Source organism: Allobosea sp. (genome assembly GCF_051860145.1).
Classification (GTDB): Bacteria; Pseudomonadota; Alphaproteobacteria; order Rhizobiales; family Beijerinckiaceae; genus Allobosea.
The window spans coordinates 1-526 of the sequence record NZ_JBHYEM010000066.1; the positions used below are offsets into that span (position 1 = coordinate 1).

A 526-nucleotide genomic window follows, 5' to 3' on the forward strand; every position below is an offset into this window, starting at 1 on the left:
CTGGGTGTCGAAAAGAACGTCAACGGCGATGCCTGTTCGACAATGCTGCCCTGATCCATGAACACGACCTGGTCGGCAACCTCGCGGGCAAAGCCCATCTCATGGGTGACGCAGATCATGGTCATGCCTTCCTGGGCCAGCCCGGTCATGACGTCGAGCACCTCCTTGACCATTTCCGGATCAAGCGCGGAGGTTGGCTCGTCGAACAGCATCAGCCGCGGGTTCATGCAGAGCGCCCGCGCGATCGCCACCCGCTGCTGCTGTCCACCTGACAGTTGTGCTGGGTATTTGTCGGCCTGTTCGGGAATACGGACCTTTTCCAGGAAATGCCGCGCCAGGCTTTCGGCCTCCTTGCGCGGCATGCGAAGTACGCGCCGCAGTGCCAGCGTGCAGTTCGACAACACAGTCAGATGTGGAAACAGGTTGAAGCTCTGGAACACCATTCCGGTCTGCCGGCGCGCCACTGCTGTCTCCCTGGCATTGTCACCCAGCCTGATCGTGCCAAGTGTGACAGTTCCCTGCTGGT

The 526-nt window shown here is 60.6% G+C and carries 1 protein-coding gene; it reads right to left on the bottom strand.

The features are described 5' to 3' along the window. Positions 1-526 (bottom strand): amino acid ABC transporter ATP-binding protein (locus ACTIF2_RS27725; protein ID WP_439500358.1); only part of this gene is annotated, 526 nt, incomplete at both ends.